Below are 4,623 nucleotides of genomic sequence, written 5' to 3'. Positions count from 1 at the left end.
CCCTGGCGCGCCAGGTTGAAGGCGCGCTGGAAGTGGCCCAGGCCGGCTCGCAGGCCTGACAGCGCCTCACCACCGATTCAAGCCTTGCATTCGCCAGCCTTCACAGATGTTTGACCGCCTCGACCGCAGCCGCACCGACGTCGTGCTCATCGTTGACGATGTGCCCGACAACCTGTCGCTGCTGCACGATGCCCTGGACGACGCGGGCTACACCGTGCTGGTGGCCACCAACGGCGAAGCGGCGCTGCAACGTGCTTTGCAAGCTGTGCCCGACGTGATCCTGCTCGACGCCATCATGCCGGGCATGGACGGCTTCGAGGTGGCCCGGCGCCTCAAAGCCCAGCAGGAAACCGCCCACATCCCGGTGATCTTCATGACCGGCCTGAGCGAGACCGAGCACGTGGTGGCGGCCTTCGATGCGGGCGGCGTGGACTACGTGGTCAAGCCCATCCGCCCCCGCGAGGTGCTGGCGCGCATTGCCAGCCACATCCAGGGCGCGCGCCAGGCTCGCCAGGCGCGCAATGCGCTCGATGCCTTCGGGCACGCCTCGATCACGGTGCGCATCAGCGATGGCCGCATCCTGTGGCAGACGCCGCTCGCGCGCAAGCTGCTGCAGTCGCATTTCGATGCACCCGAGGCGGTGGCGCCCGTCGAGCTGGCAGATTGGTTGAAGCTGACCGCGCCCAAGCTGTCGGCCGAGCTGGCGCGGGGCCTGGTGCCCACGACGGTGCCCGTGTGGGCTGTCAACCAGGGCGGGCGTCGCCTGAGCTTCACGCTGCACCAGCCCACAGGCGATGACGAGTGGCTGCTGGTCATGCAGGAGAGCTCAGACCAGGCCGCGATGGACGCGCTCAGCCAGGAGTTCAAGCTCACCACCCGCGAGGGCGAGGTGCTCTACTGGGTCGTCAAGGGCAAGACCAACCGCGACATCGGCGACATCCTGGGCAGCAGCCCGGCCACGGTCAAGAAGCAGCTCGAGCACATCTTCGCCAAGCTGGGCGTGGAGACGCGCACGGCCGCGGCTGGTCTGGCCATGAGCCGGGTGGCGCAGCTCAAGGCGCGGTGAGGGTTGGGGGTGGGCTCAGGCTCAACTCGGTTTGGCCGGCAGCTCCATGGCCTGGGGGTCGAACCCGCGTGAGCGCAGCCAGTCGCGCAGCGCCAGCCCCGTGGCCACGGGCCAGTAGCGGGCCTTCTCCGGCGCGATGCGCTTGTACTCGCTGAGCTCCTCGCCCAATGTGATCACGCCGGTGGCGGGCACGTGGTAGGCCAGGATGATCTGGTTCTGGCGCTCGAAGCGGTAGTGCCCGATGAAGTGCACGCCCGTGGCGTCCAGGTCCAGCTCTTCCTTGACCTCGCGGGCGACGGCCTCGTCGGGGCTGGGGTCGGTCTTTTCCAGGAAGCCGGTGATGAGCGCGTAGAACGGCGCGGTCCAGGCCTTGTTGCGCGCCAGGATGATGGCGCCTTCGTGCTCGACCACGGCCGCCACCACGGGCACGGGGTTGTCCCAGTGGATGAAGCCACAGGCCTCATCGGGACAGGTCGGGCGCTGGACGTCGAGCGAGCCGGCATGGCCGCGCAGGCTCAGGGGGCTGGCGCAAAGGGGGCAGTGGCGGTAGGAGGTCATGCCCACCAGTGTGCCTGTGCTCAGCTCTTGTCGGCTTTGCCCTGCCGTGAGCGTTCAGCCAGCGTGAACGCCAGGATCACCTCCCGCACCACTTTGCGTTGCGGCACGGGCAGCTTCAAAAAAGCTTCAAAGAGCTCCCGATCCTGGTAACCGAGGTCGGCATCCCAGCGATTGCGTGATGACTCAACGCGGTGGACTGGGTCGCGCCCGAACTGCAACTCTTGTGGCGTCAAGCGCAGCCACTCAGCCAGTGTGCGCAGCTTGTCCTGCGAAGGCAGTGTCTCGCCTCGCAGCCAACGGCGCACCCCATGCAAGGTCATCGGCTTGCCCCAGTGACGGGTGTTGAACTCGCGTTCCAACACAGCGGGTTTGTCGTCGTATCCAGCGGCCAGCATGGCTTGCCTCAAGCGTTGGGCAAAGGCCAGCTTTTCGCGCGAAGGAGGCAGCTTGGAGGGCTCGGTGGACATGCGCCGCAAGGTACGTGGCGCGCACTTGGGGGAGTGGCTGATCTGTGATAGTTACGTTGTGAACTAGACTTTCGGTTACGTTATCGAAAGTCAAACCCATGCCGAAGTCCCTGCTGGAGCAGTTGCCCGAAATCGTGGCCAACGGCCGCAAAGAAGCCGAAAAAATCCTCGAAAGCATCGAAGGTCGTCACCGCGTGAGCCTGCAAACCCGCGAGGTGGTGCTGCCAGCCAAAGACAGCGCGGCGCAAGACTGGGTGACACAGCAAGCCAGGGCCGCTCGCCAAGAGGTCTTCGCGCCCGGGCAGGGCAGCTTGATCGAGAGCGGGCAAGCCACGCTGGGTGCCGAAGCGGCTCAACCCTGGATGAACCGCCTCATCTATGGCGACAACCTGATGGCGATGGCGGCGCTGCTGGCCGGTGACGAGCAAACGCCCAGCCTGCGCGGCAAGGTTGACCTGATCTACATCGACCCGCCTTTTGATTCCAAGGCCGACTACCGCACCAAGGTGACCTTGCCCGGGGTGGAGTTGGAGCAAAAGCCCACGGTGATCGAGCAGTTTGCATATTCAGACACCTGGGCAGATGGCACTGCGTCGTATCTGGCGATGATCACCCCGCGCTTGATTTTGATGCGGGAGTTGCTGGCGGACACGGGGTCGATTTATGTGCACCTGGATTGGCATGTGGGGCACTACGTGAAGTTGGTGCTGGATGAGGTTTTTGGTCGAGAGAACTTTGTCAACGAAATAGTCTGGAAGCGCAGTGATGCCAAGGGCGATGCTGCTCAAGGCAGTCAGCACTACTCGCGCGTGCATGACGTGATTTTGTTTTTTCAGAAATCACCAAGCCGTTTTTGGTCACCTCAGTACTTGCCGCTTTCATCAAACTATGTCGCGGATTTCTACAAGCACAAGGGTTCGGATGGGCGTTTGTACAAGTTGGAGAACATGCTGGGGCCAGGCGGTGAGGCCAAAGGAAATCCAGTGTATGAGGTCATGGGCGTTCGACGTCCGTGGCGCTACTCTCAGGCACGTATGCAGGGCTTGATCGATGCTGGCTTGGTTGTTCAAACCCGGCCAGGCACGGTTCCAATGCAAAAGAAATATTTGGATGAATCGAAGGGGGTTCAGGTTGGTTCTTGGTGGGATGACATCAGCATGCTGCGAGGATGGTCCGGCGAGAAGGTGGACTACGCCACCCAGAAACCGGAGCGGCTGCTAGAGCGAATTGTGCTGAGTTCATGCCCTGTAGGTGGCGTTGTCGCCGACTTCAACGGCGGCTCCGGCACCACCGCCGCCGTTGCCGAAAAACTCGGCCGTCGCTGGATCACCACCGACCTGGGCAAACCCGCCTGCATGATCATGCGCAAACGCCTGATCGACCAGGAGGCCAAGCCCTTCCTGTATCAGGCGATTGGTGACTATCAGGTCGAAGCCGCCAAAGCTACCCTGGGGCGCGACTTCCGCATTGGTGACCTCTCGCAAATCGTGTTGTCGCTCTACGGAGCCTTGCCCCTGCCGCCCGAAGACAACCCCACCCGCAACCTGGGCCAAATTGCCAGCGTGGGCGGCGGCCGCCACGGCAGCACCAGCAAGACCCTGGTGCTTGCCGATTCGCCCAACAAGCTCACCGGCACGGCCACGCTCAAAAAGGCCATCGCCCTGCGCGACAACCTCATGGGTGGTTGGGACCGCGTCGTCGTGCTCGGCTGGAACTTTGAGCCCGCCATCGGCGACACCATCCAGGCGCTCAACGACAGCCGCCTGGAGGTGCTGGTCATTCCACCCGACTTGATGGATCGCCTCAAGAAAAAGGGCGGGCTCGACAAGCTGCGCGGCCAGGTTCGCTTCTCGTCACTGCAGTACCTGACCATTCAGCCCATCGTTCGCAAGGTTCAAGGTGAGGATGAAATCCTGTCGGTTCAGCTCAAGAACTATGTGCTGCTCTCGCCTGAGGCCATCAACCTCGACGATGCCAACCGCATCAAGTTGCAATCGGTGGCCAATCAGGAGCCCCTGGCCTTGATCGAGTATTGGGCCGTGGACCTCGATTACGACGGCAAGGTTTTTCGCTCCATCTGGCAGGACTACCGGGGCAACACCGCCAACGATGGCGATCCGCTGCGCGTCGTCACCCAGGCCGTGGTGCAAGCGCCGCTCAAGGCCGGTCCGCGCAAGGTGTGTGTGCGGGTGGTCGATGTGTTCGGCTTTGAGGCCGAGGTGGTGTCTACGGTGGAGATGCCCGCATGAGCTCCGCCAAGCCCATCCAAGAGGACCAGCTTGCGCTGGCCAAGGCGCTCACGGCCAAGACCCAGCAACTGTGCATCGGCCTGGAGCACGGTGCAGCCGATGTCCTCGACCTGGTCACCCCCGTCACGGCCGATCTGCTTCGCTGGTGGTTCAGTGACGACATGGTCACCAGCCGCCTGGGCTTGAGCTTTCACGTGGGGCAAAAGCAGGCCATCCTGAACGCCATCGTGGCGCACGAGGTGCTGGGCTCGACCAGCCTGCTTGACCTGTACAAGCAGGTGGC

Annotated in this window: 5 protein-coding genes; 3 read left to right on the top strand and 2 right to left on the bottom strand. The window is 63.3% G+C overall.

Features of this window, described 5'->3' with window-relative positions; all coding sequences use genetic code 11:
• The first annotated feature begins 106 nt into the window (after positions 1-106).
• A complete protein-coding gene (locus tag B2W70_RS02215; protein WP_286742399.1) occupies positions 107-1,066 on the top strand; it encodes a response regulator transcription factor in 960 nt (319 codons plus the stop codon).
• Positions 1,067-1,087: 21 nt separating this feature from the next.
• Here B2W70_RS02215 and B2W70_RS02210 read toward each other — a convergent pair whose 3' ends face one another.
• Positions 1,088-1,624: an NUDIX domain-containing protein gene (locus B2W70_RS02210; RefSeq protein WP_286742396.1), complete on the bottom strand. Its 537-nt coding sequence runs from the start codon at positions 1,622-1,624 to the stop codon at positions 1,088-1,090.
• A 20-nt stretch (positions 1,625-1,644) separates the two neighbouring features.
• A complete protein-coding gene (locus tag B2W70_RS02205) occupies positions 1,645-2,091 on the bottom strand; it encodes an XRE family transcriptional regulator (RefSeq protein ID WP_286742394.1) in 447 nt (148 codons plus the stop codon).
• A 98-nt stretch (positions 2,092-2,189) separates the two neighbouring features.
• On the opposite strand from B2W70_RS02205, the gene B2W70_RS02200 reads away from it, so the two are divergent.
• The gene (locus tag B2W70_RS02200; protein ID WP_286742393.1) at positions 2,190-4,340 is read left to right on the top strand and encodes a site-specific DNA-methyltransferase; all 2,151 of its coding nucleotides are present in this window, start codon (positions 2,190-2,192) and stop codon (positions 4,338-4,340) included.
• On the top strand, positions 4,337-4,623 hold a 287-nt coding region (locus B2W70_RS02195; RefSeq protein WP_286742391.1), incomplete at its 3' end, for a hypothetical protein. The genes B2W70_RS02200 and B2W70_RS02195, both read left to right, overlap by 4 nt.

This window comes from Aquabacterium sp. UBA2148 (assembly GCF_002328915.1).
Classification (GTDB): Bacteria; Pseudomonadota; Gammaproteobacteria; order Burkholderiales; family Burkholderiaceae_C; genus Aquabacterium; species Aquabacterium parvum.
The sequence above is the reverse complement of the archived record's forward strand: the minus strand, read 5'-3'. Positions and strand labels throughout refer to the sequence as shown.